At 68.3% G+C, this 25,257-nt stretch carries 22 protein-coding genes, 1 tRNA gene and 1 CRISPR repeat array; of the genes, 21 read left to right on the top strand and 2 right to left on the bottom strand.

The window, feature by feature from the left end:
• The first annotated feature begins 316 nt into the window (after positions 1-316).
• Both ACTMO_RS0113600 and ACTMO_RS21065 read left to right on the top strand, forming a co-directional pair.
• Entirely contained in the window at positions 317-646 is a 330-nt protein-coding gene (locus ACTMO_RS0113600) for a hypothetical protein (RefSeq protein WP_019855242.1), read from the top strand.
• Positions 647-856: 210 nt separating this feature from the next.
• Positions 857-1,372: direct repeats of the CRISPR family, unit length 28 nt; unit sequence GTGCTCCCCGCGCATGCGGGGATGGTCC.
• Between the two features lie 243 nt (positions 1,373-1,615).
• Entirely contained in the window at positions 1,616-2,050 is a 435-nt protein-coding gene (locus ACTMO_RS21065) for an EamA family transporter (protein WP_019855241.1), read from the top strand.
• 59 nt (positions 2,051-2,109) lie between these two features.
• Here the strand turns inward: ACTMO_RS21065 and ACTMO_RS0113590 are convergent.
• A tRNA-Arg gene (locus tag ACTMO_RS0113590) sits at positions 2,110-2,182 on the bottom strand.
• A 281-nt stretch (positions 2,183-2,463) separates the two neighbouring features.
• Here ACTMO_RS0113590 and argS point away from each other — a divergent pair.
• From argS to prmC, 9 genes are all read left to right on the top strand, one after another.
• Positions 2,464-4,125, top strand: a complete 1,662-nt coding sequence (argS, locus tag ACTMO_RS0113585) for an arginine--tRNA ligase (RefSeq protein WP_026449221.1) — start codon at positions 2,464-2,466, stop codon at positions 4,123-4,125.
• A gap of 12 nt (positions 4,126-4,137) precedes the next feature.
• Entirely contained in the window at positions 4,138-5,553 is a 1,416-nt protein-coding gene (gene lysA, locus ACTMO_RS0113580; RefSeq protein ID WP_019855239.1) for a diaminopimelate decarboxylase, read from the top strand.
• Positions 5,554-6,858 carry a homoserine dehydrogenase gene (locus ACTMO_RS0113575; protein ID WP_019855238.1) on the top strand — a complete coding sequence of 435 codons (1,305 nt, stop codon included), beginning with the start codon at positions 5,554-5,556 and terminating at the stop codon, positions 6,856-6,858. It abuts the gene before it with no gap.
• Positions 6,855-7,943 (top strand): threonine synthase, encoded by a 1,089-nt coding sequence (thrC, locus tag ACTMO_RS0113570; RefSeq protein WP_019855237.1) that lies wholly within the window; start codon positions 6,855-6,857, stop codon positions 7,941-7,943. Before ACTMO_RS0113575 ends, thrC begins: the two co-directional genes overlap by 4 nt.
• Positions 7,940-8,863 (top strand): homoserine kinase, encoded by a 924-nt coding sequence (gene thrB / locus ACTMO_RS0113565; protein ID WP_019855236.1) that lies wholly within the window; start codon positions 7,940-7,942, stop codon positions 8,861-8,863. The genes thrC and thrB overlap by 4 nt, the downstream gene beginning before the upstream one ends.
• A gap of 945 nt (positions 8,864-9,808) precedes the next feature.
• Positions 9,809-11,752, top strand: coding sequence for a transcription termination factor Rho (gene rho, locus ACTMO_RS0113560; RefSeq protein WP_019855235.1), 1,944 nt, complete (start codon positions 9,809-9,811; stop codon positions 11,750-11,752).
• Positions 11,753-12,095: 343 nt separating this feature from the next.
• The gene (gene rpmE / locus ACTMO_RS0113550) at positions 12,096-12,326 is read left to right on the top strand and encodes a 50S ribosomal protein L31 (RefSeq protein ID WP_019855233.1); all 231 of its coding nucleotides are present in this window, start codon (positions 12,096-12,098) and stop codon (positions 12,324-12,326) included.
• Between the two features lie 257 nt (positions 12,327-12,583).
• Positions 12,584-13,654, top strand: coding sequence for a peptide chain release factor 1 (gene prfA / locus ACTMO_RS0113545; RefSeq protein ID WP_026449219.1), 1,071 nt, complete (start codon positions 12,584-12,586; stop codon positions 13,652-13,654).
• 73 nt (positions 13,655-13,727) lie between these two features.
• Positions 13,728-14,645 carry a peptide chain release factor N(5)-glutamine methyltransferase gene (gene prmC / locus ACTMO_RS21060; RefSeq protein WP_051099300.1) on the top strand — a complete coding sequence of 306 codons (918 nt, stop codon included), beginning with the start codon at positions 13,728-13,730 and terminating at the stop codon, positions 14,643-14,645.
• On the opposite strand, the gene ACTMO_RS0113535 is transcribed toward prmC, so the two are convergent.
• Positions 14,616-15,482: an alpha/beta fold hydrolase gene (locus ACTMO_RS0113535; RefSeq protein ID WP_019855230.1), complete on the bottom strand. Its 867-nt coding sequence runs from the start codon at positions 15,480-15,482 to the stop codon at positions 14,616-14,618. The genes prmC and ACTMO_RS0113535 overlap by 30 nt on opposite strands.
• Before the next feature lie 180 nt (positions 15,483-15,662).
• On the opposite strand from ACTMO_RS0113535, the gene ACTMO_RS0113530 reads away from it, so the two are divergent.
• The 10 genes from ACTMO_RS0113530 to atpD all read left to right on the top strand — a co-directional run bounded on the left by ACTMO_RS0113530 (position 15,663) and on the right by atpD (position 25,217).
• Positions 15,663-16,304: an L-threonylcarbamoyladenylate synthase gene (locus ACTMO_RS0113530; protein WP_019855229.1), complete on the top strand. Its 642-nt coding sequence runs from the start codon at positions 15,663-15,665 to the stop codon at positions 16,302-16,304.
• Positions 16,305-16,620: 316 nt separating this feature from the next.
• Positions 16,621-17,760, top strand: coding sequence for a glycosyltransferase family 4 protein (locus tag ACTMO_RS0113525; RefSeq protein WP_019855228.1), 1,140 nt, complete (start codon positions 16,621-16,623; stop codon positions 17,758-17,760).
• Positions 17,761-17,781: 21 nt separating this feature from the next.
• On the top strand, positions 17,782-18,255 hold the full coding sequence (locus ACTMO_RS0113520; RefSeq protein ID WP_019855227.1) for a Cg1360 family ATP-synthase-associated protein: 474 nt from the start codon (positions 17,782-17,784) through the stop codon (positions 18,253-18,255).
• 274 nt (positions 18,256-18,529) lie between these two features.
• Positions 18,530-19,309, top strand: coding sequence for a F0F1 ATP synthase subunit A (gene atpB / locus ACTMO_RS0113515; RefSeq protein ID WP_026449218.1), 780 nt, complete (start codon positions 18,530-18,532; stop codon positions 19,307-19,309).
• 55 nt (positions 19,310-19,364) lie between these two features.
• Positions 19,365-19,622, top strand: a complete 258-nt coding sequence (locus ACTMO_RS0113510; protein ID WP_019855225.1) for an ATP synthase subunit c family protein — start codon at positions 19,365-19,367, stop codon at positions 19,620-19,622.
• A gap of 33 nt (positions 19,623-19,655) precedes the next feature.
• Positions 19,656-20,213: a F0F1 ATP synthase subunit B gene (locus tag ACTMO_RS0113505; RefSeq protein ID WP_019855224.1), complete on the top strand. Its 558-nt coding sequence runs from the start codon at positions 19,656-19,658 to the stop codon at positions 20,211-20,213.
• Between the two features lie 72 nt (positions 20,214-20,285).
• Complete coding sequence (locus ACTMO_RS0113500) at positions 20,286-21,116, top strand: F0F1 ATP synthase subunit delta (protein WP_019855223.1); 831 nt, start codon at positions 20,286-20,288, stop codon at positions 21,114-21,116.
• Between the two features lie 76 nt (positions 21,117-21,192).
• A complete protein-coding gene (gene atpA, locus ACTMO_RS0113495) occupies positions 21,193-22,848 on the top strand; it encodes a F0F1 ATP synthase subunit alpha (RefSeq protein WP_019855222.1) in 1,656 nt (551 codons plus the stop codon).
• A gap of 10 nt (positions 22,849-22,858) precedes the next feature.
• Positions 22,859-23,782, top strand: coding sequence for a F0F1 ATP synthase subunit gamma (locus ACTMO_RS0113490; protein WP_019855221.1), 924 nt, complete (start codon positions 22,859-22,861; stop codon positions 23,780-23,782).
• 1 nt (position 23,783) lies between these two features.
• Positions 23,784-25,217: a F0F1 ATP synthase subunit beta gene (atpD, locus tag ACTMO_RS0113485; protein ID WP_026449217.1), complete on the top strand. Its 1,434-nt coding sequence runs from the start codon at positions 23,784-23,786 to the stop codon at positions 25,215-25,217.
• The last annotated feature ends 40 nt before the right edge of the window (positions 25,218-25,257 follow it).

Genomic DNA, 25,257 nt, shown 5'->3' with positions numbered 1-25,257 from the left:
ACAGTCCGAGCCTAGCCCGGAGCTGTCGTTGTCTCCGGATCGGGCGCTGTTGGCCCGCGTGCTGGCCGGGCTGCGCCGCCTGTAACCCCTGGTCCACGGTTCCGGTGCCTGCCTCCACCCGGCACCGGGGCCGTTTCGCCCCGCCCGGCCGGGATTCCTCCCCACTCTCGCCCCGGCCGGGCGGGGGCCCCGTGACCACGGTTCGGCGACGCCGCCCCGACCGTCGCCGAACCGTGGCCGCCGGTATCCGGACACTGCTCGGGGAGTCCGGAGGACGCCGCACCACCACGCCACCCAGCCCCTGGGGGACAACCGCGTGGTCTGGCTGCTCGCCGAGTTCCACGGCCTCCCCCACGGCGTCACGATCGGCACGCGCCTCGACCCGCACGCCCGGCAACCGGCGGCGGCCACGATGAGTGCCCCCGACGGGTCGGCTGTCGAGATCAGCCTCACCGCCTCCGACGACGGTCGTTATGGGGTTACCGGGACCGGCCCCACCGACCTGTGGGCTCCGGTCGAGGAGGCCCACCGGAGCTGGTTGACCCACGGCAAACCCGGGTGGTCGCGGCTGGGGCTGACCGTTGCCGAACACCGGCAACGGCTCTGGATCGACCACCCCGACAGCGCCGCCCGCTGGTCCCTGTAACCAGGAAAGAAGCACCCCCGACTCCGACAGAGTCCGGGACGGTGCGGAGTGTCCGCACCCGGCAGTGCGGCAAGCATCCGGTGTCACACCGGAACCCGCCCCACCCGCATCGCATGGCAACCCGGATACTGGTACCGAGCTCCGTTGTTTTTCGAATCAAAAGTGATTCCCACAGCGGGAAAGTGCTGTTAAGATCGCAGGTCACCAAGTGTGCTCCCCGCGCATGCGGGGATGGTCCGGATCATTGTCGCAGGTCACCAACCGCGAGCGGGTGCTCCCCGCGCATGCGGGGATGGTCCTTCTCGCCGTAAGTCTGCCAAGACATCTCAGTCGTGCTCCCCGCGCATGCGGGGATGGTCCGCGCACGCGCACGCAAAGTGAAAACGTTGATGAGTGCTCCCCGCGCATGCGGGGATGGTCCTATTGTGGGAGATTGATAAAAGGAATAGTTTGGGTGCTCCCCGCGCATGCGGGGATGGTCCCAAATAAACGTCGGCGTCCCTGGCCAAATCAGTGTGCTCCCCGCGCATGCGGGGATGGTCCCTCGTGGGGGTCACTGACGTACAGGTGTAGATAGTGCTCCCCGCGCATGCGGGGATGGTCCCAAATAAACGTCGGCGTCCCTGGCCAAATCAGTGTGCTCCCCGCGCATGCGGGGATGGTCCCTCGTGGGGGTCACTGACGTACAGGTGTAGATAGTGCTCCCCGCGCATGCGGGGATGGACCTGCGCGGTACGCAGATAGCCCACCGCAGCTTCGGTGTTCCCCGCAGGCGCGGGGATGGACCAGGATCGGTCATGAGCAGTGACGCGGGGTCTGCGTGTTCCCCGCAGGCGCGGGGATGGTCCTGCGGTGTTCAGTCTGGAGGACACGGCCGGGACGTGCTCCCCGCGCACGCGGGGATGGCCCACACCACGAAGGATCCCGGATTGCTCCGAGTAGCACCGCGCCGAGTGCCCTGACCAGCCAGTGTGTCCCGTCCTTCTGGCCGCGCTGTGCTACTCGGGTTTCCTGTTCCCGCTGCGCCGTGGAGGACACAGTGGGCAGACCGTGTCGTCGTACGTGGTGGTGATCACCTCGGCGGCGGTGGCATCAGTGGTGCTGGGAACCGTGTGGCGGGGCGTCGATCTCGCTCCGGGCTGGGCAGCGCTGGGATGGCTGTTACTCGTGGCCGTGTGCGGCCAGGTTCTGGGCTGGCTGCTCCTCGCGGTGTGCCTACCTCAGTTACCCAGCCATGCCGGCGCGCTGCTGCTCCTGTTGACACCGGTCGGTGCCCTCGTTCTCGGAGCTGTCTTCCTCAGTGAACGTCCGACGCTGTTGCAGCTCCTCGGCTGTGCGCTCATCCTCGGCAACATCGTACTCGCCGCCGGAGGCCGCGCTTCTCAATCGCGAAGATCCGGATGAGCCGTGCGCATGTGTCCCACGAAAGCCCTTGGATCCGGCGCGTATGGAGGTGACCTGTGCGCCCTCGGCAGGACTCGAACCTGCGACACCCGCCTCCGGAGGGCGGTGCTCTATCCGCTGAGCTACGAGGGCGTGCCCGTTGTGAGCTGACAACAGTCTAGCCCACCGGCTCGGCGGCCGGACCCAGGGGGTGGGGTGCGGATCTTTTCGGAGCGCACCGGCCTTGCGTCTTCCTCGCTCCCGCCGGGGTGCACACGCGTGGCCGACAGTCCTTTCCCCGTGGCGGGCTTCCGCGCGGGCGCCCGTCCGGTTTCCCATATTCTGGAAAGAGTGGTGCTCCGTGGGCTCGCGGAGAGCGCTTCCGGTGGCACCCGCTGGCTAACCAGCGGGATTGCTTTTTTAGACTGCATCGGGTGACACCAGCAGCGCTTGCCGAACTCGTCCGAACGACCGCCGTAGACGTGCTGTCCGCCCGAGGGGTGGACACCTCGGTGCTGCCGGAGACGGTCACGGTCGAGCGACCCCGCAACCCCGAACACGGTGACTACGCCACCAACCTCGCCATGCAGGTCGGCAAACGGGCCGGGGTCGCCCCGCGTGAACTGGCCGGTTGGTTGGCCGAGTCCCTGGCACAGCGCGACGAGATCTCCTCGGCCGAGGTGGCCGGTCCCGGCTTCCTGAACCTGCGCCTGGCCGCCGACGCGCAGGGAGCCATCGTCCGCGACGTGCTCACCCGGGCTGAGGAGTTCGGTTCCGGCGACCTCTACGCGGGGCTGCGCGTGAACCTGGAGTTCGTCTCGGCCAACCCCACCGGGCCGATCCATCTCGGCGGCACCCGCTGGGCCGCCGTGGGGGACGCGCTCGGACGCATCCTGCGTGCCCAGGGCGCGGAGGTCACCCGGGAGTACTACTTCAACGACGCCGGGGCCCAGATCGATCGCTTCGTGCGTTCCCTGGTGGCCGCCGCGCGCGGGGAGGAGGTCCCCGAGGACGGGTACGGCGGTGCCTACGTCGCCGAGATCGCCTCCGAGGTCCTCCGTCGCGAACCGGGCGCCCTGGACCTTCCCGAGGCCGAACGCGACGAGGTGTTCCGCCGCATCGGCGTCGGCCTGATGTTCGACGAGATCAAGCGCAGCCTCCACGAGTTCCGCACCGACTTCGACGTGTTCTTCCACGAGGACTCGCTGCACTCCTCGGGCGCGGTCACCGAGTGCCTGGAACAGCTCAAGGAGTCCGGCAGCCTCTACCACGCGGAGGGCGCGTGGTGGCTGCGTTCCACCGAGTTCGGCGACGACAAGGACCGGGTGGTCGTCAAGAGCGACGGGGCCCCCGCCTACATCGCCGGGGACATCGCCTACCTGCGGGACAAGCGCGAACGTGGTTTCCAACTGTGCCTGTACATGCTGGGGGCCGATCACCACGGCTACATCCCGCGTCTGAAGGCCGCCGCCGCCGCGATGGGCGACGACCCGGACTCCGTCGAGGTGCTGATCGGGCAGCTGGTCAACCTCGTCCGCCACGGTGAGCCCGTGCGGATGAGCAAACGCGCCGGAACGGTGGTCACGCTGGAGGACCTCGTCGAGGCGGTCGGCGTCGACGCGGCGCGGTACTCGCTGGTCCGCTCCTCGGTGGACTCGCCGGTGGACATCGACCTGGACCTGATCAGCAAGCACACCAACGAGAACCCGGTGTTCTACGTCCAGTACGCCCACGCCCGGCTGTCCTCGTTGCAGCGCAACGCCGCCTCCCTGGGAATCGCGCGGGGTGGGGTCACCGAGGCCGACCTGGGCTTGCTCACGCACGAGCGGGAGGGCGACCTCATCCGCACCCTCGGCGAGTTCCCCCGGGTGGTGCGTTCGGCCGCCGAGCTGCGCGAGCCACACCGGGTGGCCCGCTACCTGGAGGAACTGGCCACCGCCTACCACCGGTTCTACGACTCCTGCCGTGTCCTGCAACCGGGTGACGACCAGCCGGGTCCGTTGACGATCGCCCGTCTGCAGTTGTGCGAGGCCACCCGTCAGGTGCTCGCCAACGGGTTGTCCCTGCTCGGTGTCAGTGCCCCCCAACAGATGTAGAGGAGGCGCATCATGCGCGCCCATCCCGCGGGTCCGCGGCACGCGGACGTGCTCGTGCCGAGTTCCGGACCCGCAGCTCCGTCCTCCGTGGAGGAGGTGAACCACCTGAACCCGGCGGTGTGGCCGCGCAACGCGGCCCGCCGGGCGGACGGGGTGACCACGCTGGCGGGCAACGACGTCCGCGAACTGGCCGAGCGCTACGGCACCCCCCTCTTCGTGCTGGACGAGGACGACTTCCGCTCCCGGTGTCGGGAGCACGCCGAGGCCTTCGGTGATCCCGCGGCGGTGCACTACGCCGCCAAGGCCTTCCTGTGCACCGAGGTGGCGCGCTGGATCAACGAGGAGGGACTCGGCCTCGACGTCTGCACCGGCGGTGAGCTGGGTGTGGCGTTGCGGGCCGGTTTCCCTCCCGAACGGATCGCGATGCACGGCAACAACAAGTCCTCGGCCGAGTTGGCCGCCGCCCTGGACGCCGGGGTGGGTTCGGTGGTGCTCGACTCGTTCCACGAGATCGCGCGTCTGGAGCACCTGGCGGCCGAACGTGGTCTCCGGCAGTCGGTGATGATCCGGGTCACGGTGGGCGTGGAGGCACACACCCACGAGTTCATCGCCACCGCCCACGAGGACCAGAAGTTCGGTTTCTCCCTCGCCTCGGGGGACGCGGCCGAGGCGGCCCGGCGGGTGCTGAAGTCCGACTCACTGCGCCTGGTCGGCCTGCACAGCCACATCGGTTCGCAGATCTTCGACGACGACGGTTTCGAACTCGCCGCCCACCGCGTTCTCGGGCTGCTGGCCGAGCTGCGTTCCGAACACGGCCCGGAGGCACTGGAGTCGGTGACGACGATCGACCTGGGAGGCGGACAGGGCATCGCCTACAGCCCCACCGACGACCCGCTTCCCCCCGCGGCACTGGCCGAGCGGCTGAACGAGGTCGTGCGCGGGGAGTGCGCCGCCTCGGGCATCACCCCGCCACGGATCGTGGTGGAACCGGGACGGGCGATCGCCGGGCCGGGTACCGTCACCCTCTACGAGGTGGGCACCATCAAGGACGTCGAGCTGGACGGCGGGGCCTGTCGCCGGTACGTCAGTGTCGACGGCGGAATGAGCGACAACATCCGGACCTCGCTCTACGACGCGGTCTACGACTGTCGTCTGGTCTCCCGGGAGGGGGAACTTCCCGGAGTGCTGTCCCGCATCGTGGGCAAACACTGCGAATCCGGTGACGTGGTGGTGCGGGACAGCTGGATGCCCGAGGATATAGCCCCGGGCGACCTGGTCGCCGTGGCCGCCACGGGAGCGTACTGCTACGTGATGGCCAGTAACTACAACCGGCTCCCCAAACCCGCCGTGGTCGCGGTACGCGACGGCGAGTCGCGGTTGTTGCTGCGCAGGGAGACCGAGGACGACCTGCTTCGGCTGGAGGTGTGAGTGATCGAGGAGCGGCAACCGATCAGGGTGGCGTTGTTGGGGTGCGGCACGGTGGGCACCGAGGTGGTGCGCCTGCTGCACGAGTACCCGACCGAGTACGCTGCCCGAACCGGTGCTCCGGTGCACGTCACCGGTGTGGCGGTGCGACGTCCCCACAAACACCCCGAGGTTCCGGAGCGGTTGTTGACCACCGACCCCGCGACCCTCGTGGAGGGTGACGCCGACGTGGTGGTGGAGCTGATCGGAGGTATCGAGCCCGCCCGTTCGCTGCTGCTGCGGGCGCTGCGGGCGGGCAAGTCGGTGGTGACGGCGAACAAGGCGCTGCTGGCCGAACACGGCTCCGAACTGTACGCGGCGGCCGACGAGAACGGCGCCGACATCTACTTCGAGGCGGCGGTGGCCGGGGCCATCCCGCTGCTGCGGCCGCTGCGGGAGTCCCTGGCCGGGGACCGCATCAACCGTGTCATGGGCATCGTCAACGGCACGAGCAACTACATCCTCTCCGCGATGGACGCCACCGGGGCGGGCTACGCCGAAACCCTGGAGGAGGCCGGGCGGCTCGGTTACGCCGAGGCCGATCCCACGGCGGACGTGGACGGTTTCGACGCGGCCTCCAAGGCGGCCATCCTCGCCTCGCTGGCCTTCCACACCCGGGTGACCGCCTCCGACGTCCATCGGGAGGGCATCTCCGGAGTGGGTTCCGGGGAGATCCAGGCCGCCCGTGCGCTGGACCGCACGGTCAAGCTGCTCGCCATCTGCGAGCGGGTCCTCGACGAGGACGGCACGGAAGCGGTCTCGGCGCGGGTGCATCCGGCCATGATTCCCCGGGAGCACCCGCTTGCGGGGGTCTCGGGAGCCTTCAACGCGGTGTTCGTCGAGGCGGAGTCCGCCGGACAGCTGATGTTCTACGGTCAGGGTGCGGGTGGTGCCCCCACGGCGAGCGCCGTGTTGGGGGACCTGGTGGCCGCGGCCCGCAACGTCGTGGTCTCCGGCAAGGGGCCCCGGGAGTCGGCCCACGCCCAGCTCCCGGCGCGTTCCATGGACCACACCCCGACGCGCTATCACATGAGCCTGGACGTCGCGGACAAGCCCGGAGTGCTGTCCCAGGTGGCCGCGACGTTCAACGAACACGACGTGAGCATCTCGGTGGTGCGTCAGGAGGGGCGTGGTGCGGACGCCAGCCTGGTGGTGGTGACCCACACCGCCAGTGACGCCGCGCTGCGCAGCACGGTGGAGAAGGTCGCGCAACTGCCCTCGGTGCACGAGGTCGTCAGTGTCATGCGGGTGGAAGGGGAACGGTCTTGACCTCGGAAACGTCTCTCGCCGCGCGTCCCGGTCAGGGGTGGCCGGGGATCGTGGAGGCCTATCGCGACCGGGTGACGGTTCCGGAGGGGGCCGAGGTGGTCACCCTGCAGGAGGGCAACACCCCGCTGGTGTTCGCCCCCTACCTCTCCGAACTGACCGGATGCAGCGTCCACGTGAAGGTGGAGGGGGCCAACCCCACCGGTTCCTTCAAGGACCGGGGGATGACCGTGGCGATGACCCACGCCAGGGCGGCGGGTATGCGTGCCGTGATCTGCGCCTCCACCGGCAACACCTCGGCGTCGGCCGCCGCCTACGCGGCCCGCGCGGGAATGGGCTCCGCCGTGCTGGTTCCCGAGGGCAAGATCGCCATGGGGAAACTGGCCCAGGCCGTGGCGCACGGAGCGCGCATCCTCCAGGTCCGGGGCAGTTTCGACGACTGCCTCGAACTGGCCCGTAAGACGGCCGCGAGCTATCCGGTGACGCTGGTCAACTCGGTCAACCCCGTGCGTCTGGTCGGCCAGAAGACGGCCGCCTTCGAGATCTGCGACGCCCTGGGCACCGCTCCCGACGTGCACTGCCTGCCGGTGGGCAACGCGGGCAACATCACCGCCTACTGGGCGGGCTACTCCGACTACCTCGCGGAGGGGCGCAGCGACCGGGCTCCGGCGATGTTCGGTTTCCAGGCCGCGGGGGCGGCCCCCCTGGTGCGGGGGGAGCCGGTCTCGGACCCGGAGACCGTGGCCACCGCCATCCGGGTGGGCAGCCCCGCCTCCTGGAACGGGGCCGTCACGGCCAGGGCGGAGTCGGGAGGACTGTTCTCGGCCGTCTCCGACGAGCGGATCCTGCGAGCGTACCGGCTGCTGGCCTCCCGGGAGGGGATCTTCGTGGAACCGGCCTCGGCGGCGAGCGTCGCGGGGCTGCTGGCCACTTCCGAGGAGGGAAGGCTGCCGGTGGGCTCCACCGTGGTGTGCACCGTCACCGGCCACGGTCTCAAGGACCCGGACACCGCGCTCGCGGACATGGCCGAGGTGCGTTCGCTTCCGGTGGACCCCGAGGCGGTGGCGACGGCGTTGGAGCTCGTGTGACGGAGGACAGCACGGAGGCTTCGGAGCGGGTGCGGATCACCGTTCCGGCCTCCACCGCGAATCTCGGGGCGGGGTTCGACACGCTCGGGATGGCGCTGGGGCTGTACGACACCGTGGAGGTCGGTGTCGTGGAGGGGCGGCCGGGTACGGCGCGTGTCGAGGTCACCGGTGCCGGTGAGGGTGTGGTTCCCACGGACGGTGAGCACCTGGTCGTGCGAGTGCTGCACCGCACTCTCGAACGGTTGGGGGTGCGACCGCCCGCCGTCGAGATGCGGTGCTTCAACTCCGTGCCGCACGCGCGTGGACTCGGTTCCTCGGCCGCGGCCATCGTCGCCGGGGTCACGGCCGGTTACCACTTCGCCGGCCACGATGTTCACTCCGAGCGCACACGCGCGGAGATGGTGGACGTGGCCGCCGCCGAGGAGGGGCACGCCGACAACGTGGCCGCGTGCCTGCTCGGTGGGCTGGTCATCGCGTTCACTGCGGAAAATCGTTATGGATCCGTTCGTCTGGAGCCGCACCCGGAATTGGTGCCGGTGGTTCTCGTTCCCGAATCCGAGTCGGCGACTCACACGATGAGGGGATTGTTGCCCGAAAGTGTTCCCCATGCGGACGCCGCGTTCACGGCGGGCCGCTCAGCACTGGTGGTGCACGCGCTCACCTGCCGACCCGACCTGCTCCACGTCGCCACGGAGGACCGGATCCACCAGGACTACCGGGAACCGGCCATGCCACGAAGCCTGGGACTGCTGCGCGAACTCCGGAATAACGGGGTCGCCGCCACCGTTTCGGGAGCGGGTCCCACTGTGTTGGCACTGCCTCCCACGGGGGATATTCCCCCCGGGGTGGCCGTGGAGGGTTTCGACGTGCTGCGACCGGGAGTGGACAGGTCCGGTGCGCGGGTGCGCACCGTGCGGTGACTCCCACGGGCCGTGACTTCTCCTCGTGGGTGGTCGTAGCCCGTTGACCTGGTTCTCTTCCGGGGCGTCTCCCGGTGGTGGGGGTGGGCGTCGTGTGAGAGTCGAGTGGTATAAAGGTGGTGTCGGCATCGTGGTTGTCGAAGCCTCGCTTCCGTCGGGACCGGCCCACGATTCGGCAGGGGATCCGGTAGGATCCCGATCGAGCAGGGGGCGCTCCGCCGTGGGCGTGTCATGCTCTTGGTTGTTGCACCGGAGTGACTCGGCGTATACCCTCAAGGTCAATCAGTCACCGGGCGCATCGGCGCCGGTGCTCTGCCCGGGATTTCGTCCCGGGACGCATCCCTCGCTGTGAACCGACTGCGTCTTCCGGACGGAGAGCAGGACGGCGGGTAGCCGATCGCGGTGACCGAGTCAGGAGTTGTCAACTCAAGGGGTTCGTTTCGTCGAGTCGAACTTCACGTAGTTGCCGGTGTCGGACTGGGAGCTCTGGCGTTACGGATTGTGGTTCCGCACGGCGTTCGCGAATAACTTCGGTGGCCACAGTGGAGACCGCGAGGTCCCGGTCACCGTGGTTGGCGGTCGCGCCGGGCCATTCTCCGGGCGTGTGCTGCCGGTTCCGTCGACATCGGTCGTTTCGGTGGATCCGGTAACGGTCAGGCAGTGAGGCATGCATCCACGAGTGGTGAGCGAACACGGTCAAGATCAACCCGGTAGGTGGTCGTTGTCCCGTGGGCGGGTGATATCACCAGGGGTGCGCGAGTCAGGCGCCTCCGCTGCCCGGTGCTGCCGGATTTCGAGTGGGTGCCGACACCACGCGCGCCGGGTGTCCTCGTCGAGTTCATTCGACACAGGGGCCGGTAGCACTACAAGGCCGCTCGTGTTCGTAGCGAGCGGGGAATCCGCTGGGCCGCGTAGGAGGCGCGGATCCGGTCAGGAAGGACATTCGTGAGCAACACCGATCTGTTGAGCAGCGAGACGGCCAACGGCGTCTCCCCTTCCGGCGGGCAGGAGTCCGAGTCGTCACAACAGGCAGCTTCCGGTTCGGGGGCCAACGGCAACACACGTCGTCGAGGCGGCCTGTCCGGAATGGTGCTGGCCGAACTACGGCAGCTCGCCGGCGAATTGGGGATTGACACCACAGGCCTGCGCAAGGGCGATCTGATCGCCGCGATCAAGGAACGTCAGGGAAACTCGGCAGCCCGGTCGTCGGACTCGTCCGCGAACTCGCAGCCGACTCTTGACCAGCAGGCTGAGCAGGAGCCCCAGAGCCGGGACAAGGGAGGTGCCTCCCAGGGGCAGCACGCCGGGGAGAAGTCCGGCACGGCCTCCGCCGACTCGGCGCCTTCCGGCACGGACTCCTCCGCTCCGAGTACCGAGGGAACCTCCGGCTCCGACCGGCGTTCGAACGGCTCCGCCCCGAACCGAGGGGGTTCGCGCCGCTCGGGGGACGGTTCCGGTGAGGACGGACGTCGAGGGAACCGGCGTCGCCGTTCCTCGGGACGTTCCGGCGGTCAGCAGGACCAGAACTCCGACGACCGGGGGGACCGTTCCGACTCCCACCGCGGTGGTGACGGCGGCGGTGACCGGCAGGACAACCGCAGGGACAACCGCACCGACTCCAACCGGGGGGACAACGGCAACTCGCGGCAGCAGGAGGACGACGAACGCGGCGGACGACGCAGCCGGCGTTTCCGTGACCGGCGACGCAACCGCGGTCGCGGGGACAACGAGCCGGAGGTCCGCGAGGACGACGTGCTGCTGCCGGTCGCAGGCATCCTCGACGTGCTGGAGAACTACGCCTTCGTCCGAACCTCGGGCTACCTGGCCGGGCCGAACGACGTGTACGTCTCGTTGTCACTGGTCCGCAAGTACGGTCTGCGGCGAGGCGACGCCATCAAGGGCGTGGTGCGTCAGCCCAGGGAGGGCGAACAGCAGCGGCAGAAGTTCAACCCCCTGGTGCGGGTCGACGCCATCAACGGCCTGGAGCCGGAGGCGGCCAGGCGCCGCGCCGAGTTCCACAAGCTGACGCCGCTGTACCCCAACGAGCGGTTGCGGCTGGAGACCGAACCGCAGAACATCACCAGCCGGGTCATCGACCTGGTCATGCCCGTCGGCAAGGGGCAGCGCGCGCTCATCGTCTCCCCGCCGAAGGCGGGCAAGACCATGGTGTTGCAGTCGATCGCCAACTCGGTCACCGTCAACAACCCCGAGTGCCACCTGATGGTCGTTCTCGCCGACGAGCGGCCGGAGGAGGTCACCGACATGCAGCGTTCGGTGAAGGGTGAGGTGATCGCCTCCACATTCGACCGTCCGCCCTCCGACCACACCACCGTCGCCGAGTTGTCCATCGAACGAGCCAAGAGGCTGGTCGAGATGGGACACGACGTGGTGGTGCTGCTGGATTCGATCACCAGGCTGGGCCGTGCCTACAACCTCTCGGCACCCGCTTCGGGACGCATTCTGTCGGGTGGTGTGGACTCCACCGCGCTGTACCCGCCGAAACGTTTCCTCGGTGCGGCACGCAACATCGAGAACGGTGGATCGTTGACCATCTTCGCCACCGCGCTGGTGGAGACCGGCTCCGCCATGGACACGGTCATCTTCGAGGAGTTCAAGGGCACCGGCAACGCCGAGCTCAAGCTGGACCGCAAGCTGGCGAACAAGCAACTGTTCCCCGCCGTGGACGTCGACAGCTCCAGTACCCGCCGGGACGAGCTGCTGATGTCCTCGGACGAGCTGGCCGTGCATCACAAGCTGCGCCGGGTGCTCGCGGCGCTGGACAGTCAACAGGCGCTGGAGCTGGTGCAGGACCGGCTGCGCAAGACCCGCACCAACATCGAGTTCCTCACCCAGGTGGCCAAGACCACGCCGGGTAAGGAGGAGGAGTGACCGATCTCCCCGGTGGGCCACCGGCCCTCCGGGCGGGACCGGTGTCGTTTCCCTTCTCCGGCGAGGGCGGCACCCGGAGTCACCCCGACGACGGGGCGGCGGCCGAGGGGGCCGAAGTGGGTTCGGTCCCCTGCGGGGGAGTTCGTCCGGTGTGCGGGTGACCGGCATCGGCAGCGCCGCGTCGCCGTCACGGTGGGCGGATCCGGCGGGCCGTCGGGAATACCGGGTGTCTACCCTGCGTTGCAGGTCAGCCGTCTCGGTCTGGCAGAATCGAGACCCGTTCCGGTGCCGGTTCACCTCCGGGACACCGCGAGGACCCGGTGCCACGAGGAGAGGATTGAGCATGAAGAGCGGCATTCACCCCGAGTACGTGGAAACGCAGGTGACCTGCGACTGCGGTAACACGTTCACCACGCGGAGCACCAGGACGGACGGACACATCCACGTCGAGGTCTGCTCCAACTGCCACCCGTTCTACACGGGCAAGCAGAAGATCCTGGACACCGGCGGTCGTGTCGCCAAGTTCGAGGCTCGCTACGGTCGTCGTCCGCAGAACGCCCGCACCAAGAAGTGAACCGAGTCCACGGCGCCCGCCTCTCCGGAAGGCGGGCGCCGTTCTCGGCTTCCGCCGTGGGACCGGCGACGGTGAATACGCCGGGAGGCGGTGGTTTTCTCCGTCTCCCGGCGTCCGAGAAGCCACCTCCCCGGAGCCGGTGTGGCTCGTTCCCGAGGCGGGGCGGTGGTCCCGGCCGGGTTCCCGCGGAGCACCACCCGTGGGCTCCGCCCGTGGCGGGGAGCCGTGTCGGACTCGTAGTGAAAGTGGGGAGCACCGTGGAGACGTCGAGGCTCGAGGAGTTGCTCGCCGAGTACACCGAGCTGGAGGGACGGCTCGCGGACCCGGAGGTACACGCCGACCAGGCTCAGGCGCGGAAACTCGGTAAACGCCACGCCGAACTGACGCCCATCGTGCGGACGGCGCGGGAGCTGGACCAGGCCCGGTCCGATCTGTCCACGGCCAGGGAGCTGGCCGGTGAGGATCCCGGGCTGGCCGAGGAGGCCCAGCAGCTCGAACACCGGATTCCCGAGCTGGAGGACAGGCTGGCGGAACTGTTGGCTCCCCGCGATCCCCGGGACGGTTCGGATGTGGTGCTCGAAGTGAAGTCCGGCGAGGGCGGGGAGGAGTCCGCCCTGTTCGCCGGTGACCTGCTTCGGATGTATCTGCGCTACGCCGAACGGCAGGGCTGGCATGCCGAGATCCTCGGGGCGACCGAGTCCGAACTCGGCGGTTACAAGGACGTCATCGTCACGGTGAAGTCCAAGGGCCAGCCCGGTTTGGAGGGGGTCTGGGCCCAGCTCAAGTTCGAGGGGGGCGTGCATCGCGTCCAACGGGTTCCCGTCACCGAGTCCCAGGGGCGGGTGCACACCTCCGCCGCCGGGGTGCTGGTGTATCCCGAACCGGAGGAGGTCGAGGTGGAGGTCGACGAGAAGGACCTGCGCATCGACGTGCACCGTTCCTCCGGCCCGGGTGGGCAGAGCGTGAACACCACGGACTCGGCGGTGCGGATCACCCACCTTCCCACGGGGATCGTGGTGGCCTGCCAGAACGAGAAGTCCCAGTTGCAGAACAAGACGCGGGCCATCCAGGTGCTGCGGGCCAGGCTGCAGGCCATGGCCGAGGAGGAGGCCGAGCGGGAGGTGGCCGAGACCCGGCGTAGCCAGGTGCGCACCGTGGACCGTTCGGAGCGGGTGCGTACCTACAACTTCCCCGAGAACCGCATCTCGGATCACCGGATCAACTTCAAGGCCTACAACCTGGACCACGTGTTGGACGGAGAGCTCGACGCGGTGCTCGGGGCGCTGCGGGAGGCGGACCGTCGTGAGCGGATGGCGAACGGAGGATGAGTCCCGCATGGCCGGTACCGGGGCCGGGACGGAGCGCTCGGGTACGCACGTTCCGGGAGTCCGGCACGCGCCCGTGAACGGAAGCCCGCTGCGCCCGGCGCTCCTGGAGGGGGAGCGTGTCCTCGACGCCGCCGGTGTCCCCTCCGCCCGTGCCGAGGTCGAGATGTTGGCCGCCCACCTGCTCGGGATCGAACGCACCAGGCTGGTGATGGTCCCGCGGGTGGAACCCTCCGTGGTCGACTCCCTCGGTGAGCTGGTCCGGCGTCGTGCCGAGCGGGTGCCGTTGCAGCACCTGACCGGCACCGCGGCCCTGGGGAGGGTGACGCTGGCCGTGGGGCCGGGGGTGTTCGTGCCACGTCCGGAGACCGAGTGGCTGCTGGAGCGGGGGCTGAGCTGGTTGCGTGACCGCCGGGATCCGGTGGTGGTCGACCTGTGCACCGGATCCGGTGCGCTCGCCCTGGCGTTGGCGCACGAGCGCCCGGACGCACGGGTGATCGCCGTGGACAACGACCGGGCGGCCCTGGAGTGGGCACACCACAACGCCGGCCTCCGACGGGAGCTCGGGGACACCCCGATCGAGGTGGTCGCCGGGGACGTCACCGATCCGGATCTGTTGGCCGAGTGCGCGGCAACCGCCGACCTCGTCGTGTGCAACCCCCCTTACGTCCCGGAGGGGACTCCCGTACCCCGCGAGGTCGGTGAGTACGACCCACACGCGGCCGTCTTCGCCGGGGTGGACGGCCTGGAACTGGTGCCGCACGTCGTGGCCCGTGCGGAGGGACTGCTGCGCCCGGGCGGACTGCTGGGCATGGAGCACGACGAGACGCACGGCGGGGCGGTGGCCGCCCTGCTGCACCGGCGGCCTACGCTGACCGGGGTCGAGACGCACCCGGATCTGACGGGACGGCCGAGGTTCGCCACCGCCGTCCTCTCCGGGCAGACGGGCTCGGCCGGAAGCTGCTCAGCCCAGGCGGTTGACGAACTCGCGTAGTGCCCCGTTGAACTCGCCGGGCTTTTCCCGGTGGCACCAGTGACCGGCCTGGCGGATCACCCGCAGGTCGCATCCGGGGATCGCCCGCGCCGCCTTCTCCGCCGTGGCCAGGGGGATCCACGAGTCGTGTTCTCCGTGCACGAGCACGGTGGGGCAGCGGAGTCCGTGCACTCCGGGCAGGTGGTTGACGCGCATGTGGCCGCTGCCCACGGTCTCGGAGTACCAGCCGGAGAGCAGGCCGGTGCGTTCACGCAGTTCGGCGTGCAGCTCGGTCAACAGCTGTTCCCGGTCGAACAGCTGGTCGGGGGCGTACAGCAGTCGACGTGTGAGAAGCCCGCAGAACTCACGACGAAGCGCGAGCAGCCGGGTCACCGTCCGGTCGGGCAGTCTGACGCGGGTCCGCAGGTAGGTACCCAGCTGGTTGGGGAGGCTGTGTCGTAGTCCTTCGCAGCCGGTCAACACGAGCCCACGCACCCGCTCGGGGTGGCGCAGGGCGAATCCCACCGCCGCGCTGCCGCCCACGGAGCTGCCGACCAGCACCGCCCGGGAGACCCCCCAGCTGTCGAGCAGCCAGCGCAGCACCTCCTCCAGGGTGCGTTGCCCGAGGGTGCCCGACCACTGTTTGCTTCCCCCGTGCCCGGGCAGGTCGGGCAGGTACACCCGGTGGTCCGCGGCCAGCGGGGCGATGGTGTGTCGCCAGCTGATCAGCGCGTTGTCGACGCCCCCGCCGTGCAGCAGCACGACGGCCGGGCCGGTATCACCCGCGCGGTGGTAGCGCACGGTTCCGGCGGGGAAACCGAGGTGTTCGGTGTGGACGTCCTGCGTTGGGGCGGTCATCGTTGGTCCTTCCGGGGAACCCGTGTTGTCGACGGTTCGTTCCGGTTCCTGCCGGGGCCGGACTGCTCCGGTGGGACTCCGAGGCGGTGCCGGTTTCCGAGCACCGTGCACATGGTGCCCGAGAGGTTTCGGCAGTACCACTCGCACCCGTGGTGAGCGGGCGTGCCAGGATGTTGTTCCGTGAGCACGCTCTACGATTGCAGCGACCCGGAGAGCAGGCAGGCCGGACTGAACAGGGCCGCGAGCACGGTACGCGGTGGGGGACTGGTGGTTCTGCCCACGGACACGGTCTACGGGATCGGGGCGGACGCGTTCGATCCGGAAGCGGTGCGCGCGTTGCTCTCGGCGAAGGGGCGGGGACCCGACATGCCGGTTCCGGTGTTGGTCGGGTCGTGGCAGACGGTGGACGGGCTGGTGATGTCCGTTCCCCGCCAGGCGCGGGCGCTCATCGAGGCGTTCTGGCCCGGTGGGTTGTCGCTGGTGCTGCCGCAGGCTCCCTCGTTGTCCTGGGACCTGGGGGAGACCCGGGGCACGGTGAACCTGCGGATGCCGTTGCACCCCGTGGCCCTGGACCTGTTGCGTGAGGTCGGACCCATGGCCGTGTCGAGTGCCAACACCACGGGCAATCCCCCCGCCGCCACGGCGCGGCAGGCCAGGGAGCAGCTGGGCGAGTCGGTTCCCGTCTACCTGGACGGTGGCCCCACCGGAGAGCCCGTCGCCTCCACCATCGTGGACCTGACCGGTGACCAGCCGCGTGTGCTGCGTGAGGGAGCGGTCAGCCGGGCGGAGCTGGCGGAGGAACTGGGCGTCGAGCCGGACTGAGGCGACCGCGGGATCCCACGGCCGGTGACACAGGGTTCGTCCGTCGGTCCGTCCGAGGGGTGTGTTACTCCGTTCGGGCGGGCCGCATCCGTCACGGTGTCGATACTGACCCGTTCTCCCGGCGGATTTCTCGCTCGATAGCGTGAATGACCGGACGTGGCTCTGCACGAGGCGTCCGTGGTCGAACACGCTGCCGCCGTGTCCCTTTCGATGTCCCGTTGTCCGAGAGTGTCGAGGAGTCGAACCGTGACCGTGTCGCCGTACGAGTCGGACCTCGTCGCGCCGTCCCCGTCCGCGCGGAACTGAGGCGAGGGCCATGGACACCGTTCCAGCCTGGGCGCCCGCCGGGGTGCCGGCACGGGAGTACCTGCTGGTCGCGCTCACCGCCGCGGCGGTGACCTTCCTGCTCACCGGAGCGGTCAGACTGCTGGCCCTGCGTATCGGAGCGGTCGCGCATCCCAGGAACCGTGACGTGCATCGCACTCCCATCCCCCGGATGGGGGGAGTGGCGATGTACGCGGGGGTGCTCGGTGGGATGTTCCTGGCGGGCAACCTTCCGGCGCTCTCCCGGGGGTTCGACTACTCGAACGACGCGCTGGCCGTGGTCATAGCCGGTGGGCTCATCACGCTGGTCGGGGCGCTGGACGACCGCTTCGAGCTGGACTCCTGGACGAAGTTGGCGGGGCAGGTCACGGCGGCCGGGATCCTGGTGCTGATGGGGCTGCAGTGGTACATGCTGCCCGGTGGGCAGAGCGGGGACTCCGGCTCGGTGCTGGTGCTCAGCGGGAACCAGGGCCAGCTGTTGGCCGTGGTGTTGACCGTGGCCATGGTCAACGCCATGAACTTCGTGGACGGGCTGGACGGGCTGGCCTCGGGCATCGGCCTGATCGCGGCCAGCGCCACCTGCGCCTTCTGCCTGGGACTGCTCAGTGACCAGGGCGGTGACGTGACCGCCTATCCACCGGCGTTGATCGCGGCCACCATCGCGGGTGCCTGCCTGGGCTTTCTGCCCTACAATTTCCAGCCCGCCCGGATCTTCATGGGCGACTCCGGTTCGATGCTGATCGGCCTGATGTTGGCCTCGGCGAGCACCACGGCGGCGGGCAAGATGAACCCGACGAGCCTGGACGCCTTCGGGTTGTTCGCGCCGCTGCTGGTGGTGGCGGCCGTGCTGTTCGTGCCGCTGCTCGACCTGAGCCTGGCGGTCGTGCGGCGGACCCGGGCGGGCAAGAGCCCGTTCCACGCGGACAAGATGCATCTGCACCACCGTCTGCTGGAGTTGGGCCACTCCCAGCGGCGGGCGGTGTTGTTGATCTACCTGTGGGCCGGGGTGGTGGCCTTCGGCGCCGTGTCGCTCACTCTCGTCGAGGACGTGGCCCTGGTGGCGTGGGCTGTCGCGTTCGCGGTGCTCGTGGCCGGTATCGTGTCCGCGATACCCCGAATGAGGACCAGATAGTTCTTTCTGGTGGGAGAAGCGATGAGCGAGGCAACCGGAGCGGCCGAGGACGCCGCGCACACCCCCGAGGTGAATCCGCACGGCCGGGCCGTCCGTCGGCTGGCCGACGCGATGCTGCGTACGGCGACGTGGCCCGCCGTGGTGACCGTGCTGGTCAGCGTGGTCGTCGCCGCCTTCTGGGTCGGTGCCCAGGGGGCGCTGGGCGCGTTGGTCGGTGGGGTGATCGCTTCGGCCTCCTCCTTGCTGACCCTGTGGTTGATGCGGATGACCTCGGACGCGCATCCCATGTTCGTGATGGTCGCCGCGTTGGGCGGCTACGTCGGCAAGATGCTCGTGCTGTTCGCCGTGGTGACGCTGCTGCGGGTCTTCACTGCGGTGCATGTCCCCGCTGTGGCGATCGCCATACTCGCCACAGTGCTGGTGTGGACGTTTGCCGAGGTCAGGGCCTTCCGTCGGACCAGGATTCCGACGATCGCGTCAGCGAATGACTCCTGACGGAGTAGGGATTCGGCCCTGCCGGTGTGAAATGGTGGGTATACCCGTTTTGTTACCAAATGGTAGGGTTTGCCGCGCGGGAAGCTCGGGCCGTTGAGCCGAGGGGGTTCGCGCCGCGGGGTGGTTCCGATCGCCCGGCCGGACGCCGCCTGGCGGACCTCGCCCCGAGGGAGGGCCCCTACGTCCTCGATCGTGTATCAGGTACGTTGAGTGCAAATCGTGACGATTCCCCCGGTGGAGTTAGCTTCGCTCGGGAGAACCGGAAGGAGCCCAGTTGGGCGCGCTGGTGTTGAGCCAAGGCGGTACGTTCGATCCGCCCGGTGTCGATAGCTTTTTCCTCCCACCGATATTCGGTGGAGTCACCAAGCCGATCGTGCTCGTGGTGCTCTCGGCGGTCATCGTCGGTGCGTACTTCTTCTTTGCCACGCGCAACCTCAAGGTGGTGCCTGGCAGGGCGCAGTTCGCGGCGGAGTACATCTACGACTTCAGCAGGAACACGATCGCCAGGGACCAGATCGGGGCCAAGGACTTCCAGCGGTTCATCCCGTTGATCTTCGGGCTGTTCACGTTCATCCTGGTGAACAACATCTTCGGGATCGTCCCGTTGATCCAGTTCCCCACGATGGCCAAGATCGGGTTCCCGGTCGCCCTGTTCATCATGGTCTACGTGGTGATCCACACGGTCGGATTCAGACGCCACGGCTTCTTGGGCTACTTCAAGCACGTGATGTTCCCTCCGGGAGTGCCCAAGCCGGTCTACATCCTGCTGGCTCCGATCGAGTTCCTGCAGAAGTTCCTGTTCCAGCCGGTGGCGCTGGCCATCCGAGTCTTCGCGGCGATGTTCGCCGGACACCTCATCCTGCTGGTGTTCACGCTCGGAGGGCAGTACCTGCTGCTCGAGGCGAGTGCCCTGTTCAAACCGGTTTCCATCATCAGCTTCGCCTTCGCGATCATCCTGACCTTCGCCGAGGCCTTGATTCAGGTCTTGCAGGCGTACATCTTCGCGGTGCTCAGCGCCAACTTCATCGGCGCCGCACTCGCGCAAGAGCACTGAGGGCAGATCGAGACCTCCGATCCGCGCAAGCGGACCGAGTTGAAAGGTAGTAACAGTGAGCAACATCGTTCTTGCACAGGCCGCGGAAACCGCCGCCAACATCAACCCGGGTCTCGCCGCCATCGGCTACGGTGTCGGTGCCGTCGGCCCCGGTATCGGTGTCGGCCTCATCTGGGCGTCGGTCATCAACGGCACCGCCCGCCAGCCGGAGGCCCAGGGCCAGCTGATGGGAATCGCCTGGATCTCCTTCGTGCTCGTCGAGGTGCTGGCGCTGATCGGTCTGGTCGTCTACTTCCTCGCCTCCGCCGCTTGAGTTTGACGACTTGACGCGTTGGGAGAGGTGCTGATGAAGACACACGTGGTGCTGGCGGCGGAGGGGGAGCACAACCCGATCCTGCCGGAGCCTGCCGAGATCATCGTCGGTTTCGTCGCCTTCGCCCTGCTGCTTTTCGTCCTCCACCGGTACGCGGTTCCGCGCTTCGAGAAGCTCTACAAGGAACGCAGCGACCGGATCGAGGGCGGCATAGCCCGGGCGGAGGAGGCGCAGGCCGAAGCCCAGCGGACGCTGGAACAGTACAAGGCCCAACTGGCCGAGGCCCGCGCCGAAGCCGCGCGCATCAGGGACGACGCCAGGGCCGAGGGGCAACAGATCCTCGACGAGATGCGCTCGCAGGCCCAGACCGAGAGCGATCGGATCATCAGTCAGGGGCAGGCCCAGCTGGCCGCACAGAAGGCGCAGGTCATCGCTGAGCTGCGTGCCGATCTCGGTCGGCAGGCCGTGGATCTGGCCAGCAAGGTCGTCGGTGAGTCCCTCGAGAACGAGGAACGGACCCAACGCACCGTGGACCGTTTCCTCGACGAGCTGGAGTCCACCTCCGCACCGTCGACGTCGACCAGCAGCTGAACGGTTCGCACCGGTCGGCCTTCAGGTCGAAGGGATTTCAGTGATGGGCCCAGGAGAGAAAGGCGTGCAGACTTGAGCACCCTCGTGAACGCCGCGAGTCGCGATGCACTGGCAGCCAGTGAGCTGCAGTTGTTGCAGGCCACTGACGGGGCCGGACCCGCGGAGATCACCGGGCTCGCCGACGAGTTGTTCGGGGTCGCCGCGCTGCTGCGCGGCGAGTCCGTTCTCCGGCGCGCTCTCGCCGACGCCGCCACCCCGGCGGAATCCAGGAAGAGCCTGGTTCGTGAGTTGCTGGGCGACCGTCTCGGTGCCCGCTGCCTGCCGGTGGTGCTCGAAGCGGCTGGAGTTCGCTGGTCGCACCCGAGCGATCTGGTGCACGGCCTCGAACGGCTCGCCCGCATCGCGCTGCTGGTCCAGGCGGAACGGGCGGGCAGGCTGGACGCGGTGGAGGACGAGCTGTTCCGGCTGGGCCGCATCATCGGCGGTCAACCCGAGCTGGAGCGGTTGCTGTCGGATCCCACGGCCGATGCCGCCGGTAAGGGAGCCGTCGTCGGACAGCTTGTTGGCGGCAAGGTCGAGGACGTGACCGAACGCCTGGTGCGGCAGTTGGTCGAAAGGTCGCCGGGCCGGCACCTCAGTGAGGAGCTGGAGGAACTGGCCGAGCTCTCCGCCAAACGCAGGGAGCGCTCGGTCGCCCACGTTCGTTCGGCGGTCGCGCTCAGTGAGCAGCAACAGGAGCGGTTGGCCAACACGCTGCAGCGCATCTACGCACGGCCGATCGCGGTACACCTGGAGGTGGACCCCGAGGTCGGTGGCGGATTGGTCATTCGGGTCGGTGAGGAAGTCATCGACGGCAGCACGTCCGGACGGCTGCAGGCATTGCGGCGCGACCTCTCCGACTGACGGGTGCAGCCGCACCCGCCGAACGGACGAGGCCGGACCCTTTTTCCACAGAACCAAGCGAGAGCAGGAACGAGACATGGCGGAGCTGACGATCTCGTCGGACGAGATCCGCAGTGCGATCGAGAAGTACGTCTCCAGCTACTCCCCCGAGGTCAGCCGCGAGGAGGTCGGGGTCGTCACGGACACCGGTGACGGCATCGCCCATGTCGAGGGTCTGCCTTCGGTCATGACCGAGGAACTGCTGGAGTTCCCCGGCGGCGTCTACGGCGTCGCGATGAACCTTGAGGCTCAGTCGATCGGTGCGGTCATCCTCGGTCAAGCCGACCAGATCGAGGAGGGCCAGGAGGTCAGGCGCACCGGCAAGGTGATGTCCGTGCCGGTCGGCGACAACTTCCTCGGCCGCGTGGTCAACCCGGTGGGCGAGCCTCTGGACGGTCTCGGTGAGATCGAGCCGGAGACCCAGCGTGAGCTGGAGTTGCAGGCCGCCTCGGTCGTGCAGCGCCAGGGCGTGAGCGAGCCGTTGCAGACCGGTATCAAGGCCATCGACTCGATGACGCCGATCGGTCGTGGCCAGCGGCAGCTGATCATCGGTGACCGCAAGACCGGCAAGACCACGATCGCCACTGACACGATCATCAACCAGAAGAGCAACTGGGAGAGCGGCGACCCGAACAAGCAGGTGCGCTGCATCTACGTCGCCATCGGGCAGAAGGGCTCCACCATCGCGGGTACGCAGCGTGCCCTCGAGGAGGCCGGGGCGATGGAGTACACCACCATCGTGGCCGCTCCGGCCGCGGACTCGCCCGGTCTGAAGTGGCTGGCCCCCTACGCAGGCTCCGCCCTCGGCCAGCACTGGATGTGGCAGGGCAAGCACGTGCTCATCGTCTTCGACGACCTGACCAAGCAGGCCGAGGCCTACCGGGCCATCTCGCTGCTGCTGCGGCGCCCTCCGGGACGTGAGGCCTACCCGGGCGACGTCTTCTACCTGCACTCCCGCCTGCTGGAGCGCTGTGCCAAGCTCTCCGACGACCAGGGTGGCGGTTCGATGACCGGTCTGCCGATCATCGAGACCAAGGCCAACGACGTCTCGGCCTACATCCCCACCAACGTCATCTCCATCACCGACGGGCAGTGCTTCCTGCAGTCCGACCTGTTCAACTCCGGACAGCGTCCCGCCATCGACGTCGGTACCTCGGTGTCCCGTGTCGGTGGTTCGGCCCAGATCAAGGCCATGAAGAGCGTCACCGGTTCGTTGAAGATCGAGCTGGCGCAGTACCGTGAGCTGGAGGCTTTCTCCGCGTTCGCCTCGGACCTGGACGCGGCCTCCAAGGCGCAGCTGGATCGCGGTGCCCGCCTGATGGAGGTCCTCAAGCAGGGTGAGGGAGTGCCGTTCCCCGTCGAGGAAGAGGTGATCTCGCTCTACCTGGGCACCAAGGGCCATCTGGACGACGTGCCCACCAACGACGTCCGTCGCTTCGAGTCGGAGTTCCTGGCGCACATGCGGCGCAACCAGAGCACCGTGCTCAAGGACATCGCCGAGAGCGGGAAACTCTCCGACGACGGTACGCAGGCCATCGAGGACGCCGTCGCGGAGTTCAAGAAGCAGTTCACCACCTCCGAGGGCGGCACGGTGCTGCCGCAGCACGAGGAAGTGGGCACCGTCGGTGCCGACGAGGTCGAGCAGGAGACGGTGAAGGTCAACCGCCCCGCCTCCGGGGACAGCGAGAAGTGACCGGATAGCCATGGCACAGCTTCGCGAACTACGCAACCGCATCCGGTCGGTGCAGTCGACCCGGAAGATCACCAAGGCGCAGGAGCTCATCGCCACCTCGCGCATCATGAAGGCGCAGGCGAGGGTCGAGGCCTCCAGGCCGTACGCCGACGAGATCACCAGGGTGCTGACCGCACTGGCCGATGCCAGCCCGCTCGATCACCCCTTGCTGACCGAGCGGGACAACTCCAAGCGCTCCGCGGTGCTCGTGGTGACCAGTGACCGCGGTTTCTGCGGTGCCTACAACGCCAACGTGATCCGCGCGGCCGAGGAACTGCAGAACACGTTGCGGGAGCAGGGCAAGACCCCGCTGCTGTACGTGATCGGCCGCAAGGGTGAGGCGTACTATCGGTTCCGCAACCGGGAAATCACGCAGAGCTGGAGCGGTTTCACCGACCGCCCGGACTACGCCAACGCGGCGGAGGTGGGCGAGACCCTGGTGAAGGCGTTCATGCAGGGCACCGAGGAGGCCAAGCGGGAGGGCAGCACGGACGAGCACACGCTGGCCGTGGACGAGATCCATCTCGTGCACACCGAGTTCGTCTCGATGCTCTCCCAGAAGCCGGTCATCAGGCGGGTCGCTCCGCTGGAAGTGGAGTACACCGAGTCCGAGGGGCTGCGCCCGGCCTACGACTTCGAGCCGGACGCCGAGACCCTGTTCCGGGCACTGCTGCCGAAGTACATCAACACTCGCCTGTTCGCCGGACTGTTGGATTCGGCGGCGTCCGAGCACGCGGCACGCCGAACCGCGATGAAGTCGGCCACGGACAACGCGGACGAGATCGTGCAGAACCTCAGCCGCGAGGCCAACCGTGCTCGCCAGGCCCAGATCACCCAGGAAATCAGCGAGATCGTCGGCGGTGTCGAGGCGCTCTCGTCTGCGGGAAGTGAGTGACATGACTGCAACTGCCACTAGCACTGCTACTGGCACCGGTCGCGTCGTCCGGGTCCTCGGCCCGGTGGTGGACGTCGAGTTCCCCCGCGACCACGTGCCGGACCTGAACAACGCGCTGTCCGTGGAGATCACGGCCACGGGGATGAGCAACACCGTCACGTTGGAGGTGGCCCAGCACCTCGGAGACAACGTGGTGCGCGCCATCTCGATGCAGCCCACCCAGGGCCTCGTACGTGGGGCCCCGGTCACCGACAGCGGAGCACCGATCTCCGTGCCCGTCGGGGACGAGGTCAAGGGCCACGTGTTCAACGCGCTCGGCCACTGCCTGGACGAGCCGGGTCACGCCGCCGACGCGGAGCGGTGGAGCATCCACCGCAACCCGCCGTCCTTCGACCAGCTCGAGGGCAAGACCCAGATGCTGGAGACCGGCATCAAGGTCATCGACCTGCTCACGCCCTACGTGCAGGGCGGCAAGATCGGTCTCTTCGCCGGTGCCGGTGTGGGCAAGACGGTGCTCATCCAGGAGATGATCCGCCGTGTCGCCAGGAACTTCGGCGGCACCTCGGTCTTCGCCGGTGTGGGTGAGCGCACCCGTGAGGGCAACGACCTCTGGGTGGAGATGGCGGAGTCCGGCGCGCTGGACAACACCGCCCTCGTGTTCGGCCAGATGGACGAGCCGCCGGGCACCCGTATGCGGGTCGGACTGTCGGCGTTGACGATGGCGGAGTACTTCCGCGACGTGCAGAACCAGGACGTGCTGCTGTTCATCGACAACGTCTTCCGGTTCACCCAGGCCGGTCAGGAGGTCTCCACCCTGCTGGGCCGGATGCCCTCGGCGGTCGGTTACCAGCCGACGCTGGCCGACGAGATGGGTGCGTTGCAGGAGCGGATCACCTCCACCCGAGGGCGTTCGATCACCTCCATGCAGGCGGTCTACGTGCCCGCCGACGACTACACCGACCCGGCGCCGGCGACCACCTTCGCCCACCTGGACGCGACCACGGAGATGGCTCGTTCCATCGCGCAGAAGGGTATCTACCCGGCGGTGGACCCGCTGACGTCCACCTCCAACATCCTGGAGCCCAGGATCGTCGGCGAGGAGCACTACCGGGTGGCCCAGCAGGTCAAGCAGATCCTGCAGAAGTACAAGGAACTGCAGGACATCATCGCCATCCTGGGGATGGACGAGCTGTCCGAGGAGGACAAGGTCACGGTCAACCGGGCCCGCCGGATCGAGCGTTACCTGTCGCAGAACTTCTTCGTCGCCAAGCAGTTCACCGGCCAGGAGGGCTCCTTCGTCCCGCTGAAGGAGACCATCGAGGCCTTCGACAAGCTCTGCAACGGCGAGTTCGACCACTACCCCGAGCAGGCCTTCCTGTCCATCGGTGGTCTCGAGGACCTGCAGCAGGCCTACGAGAAGTACACGCAGGAGTGATTCCGCCCGAAGCGGGTGGACACGGGTGCCGGAATTCGGC

Source organism: Actinopolyspora mortivallis DSM 44261, assembly GCF_000384035.1.
In the GTDB taxonomy this organism is placed as follows: Bacteria; Actinomycetota; Actinomycetes; order Mycobacteriales; family Pseudonocardiaceae; genus Actinopolyspora; species Actinopolyspora mortivallis.
Note: the sequence above shows the minus strand (reverse complement) of the source record. Positions and strands in the feature narration are given on the sequence as shown.

What these genes read in the sequence shown, in the direction of transcription:
- lysA (WP_019855239.1), top strand. Translation starts at nt 4,138, where the DNA reads ATGCGCGCCCATCCCGCGGGTCCGCGGCACGCGGACGTGCTCGTGCCG.
- rpmE (WP_019855233.1), top strand. Translation starts at nt 12,096, where the DNA reads ATGAAGAGCGGCATTCACCCCGAGTACGTGGAAACGCAGGTGACCTGC.
- ACTMO_RS0113535 (WP_019855230.1), bottom strand. Translation starts at nt 15,482, where the DNA reads ATGACCGCCCCAACGCAGGACGTCCACACCGAACACCTCGGTTTCCCC.
- ACTMO_RS0113525 (WP_019855228.1), top strand. Translation starts at nt 16,621, where the DNA reads ATGGACACCGTTCCAGCCTGGGCGCCCGCCGGGGTGCCGGCACGGGAG.
- ACTMO_RS0113520 (WP_019855227.1), top strand. Translation starts at nt 17,782, where the DNA reads ATGAGCGAGGCAACCGGAGCGGCCGAGGACGCCGCGCACACCCCCGAG.
- ACTMO_RS0113505 (WP_019855224.1), top strand. Translation starts at nt 19,656, where the DNA reads ATGAAGACACACGTGGTGCTGGCGGCGGAGGGGGAGCACAACCCGATC.
- atpA (WP_019855222.1), top strand. Translation starts at nt 21,193, where the DNA reads ATGGCGGAGCTGACGATCTCGTCGGACGAGATCCGCAGTGCGATCGAG.
- ACTMO_RS0113490 (WP_019855221.1), top strand. Translation starts at nt 22,859, where the DNA reads ATGGCACAGCTTCGCGAACTACGCAACCGCATCCGGTCGGTGCAGTCG.
- atpD (WP_026449217.1), top strand. Translation starts at nt 23,784, where the DNA reads ATGACTGCAACTGCCACTAGCACTGCTACTGGCACCGGTCGCGTCGTC.